The 259-nt window shown below is 48.3% G+C and carries 1 pseudogene; it reads right to left on the bottom strand.

What is annotated here, in order from left to right:
• A pseudogene (locus RZO55_RS21840) lies at nucleotides 1-259 on the bottom strand (methyl-accepting chemotaxis protein); the annotation flags it as partial.

Below are 259 nucleotides of genomic sequence, written 5' to 3' on the forward strand. Positions count from 1 at the left end.
ATTTCCGCGATTTTACCGGTGGAAATCTGTGATTTCTGAACTACCATACCAAGTGCCCTGGCAGTTTCATCGGCAATTTTTGTTCCGGTGCCAATTGCGGAGATGGCATTTTCAATCAGAGAGGTGGTATTTCTAGCCGCTTCTGCTGATTTGCCTGCCAGGTTTCGTACTTCATCAGCAACTACAGCAAATCCCTTGCCTGCAGATCCGGCCTTGCTGCTTCCACTGCCGCGTTGAGTGCAAGAATATTCGTCTGAAA

This window comes from Clostridium boliviensis (assembly GCF_033342255.1).
Classification (GTDB): domain Bacteria; phylum Bacillota; class Clostridia; order Lachnospirales; family Lachnospiraceae; genus Lacrimispora; species Lacrimispora boliviensis.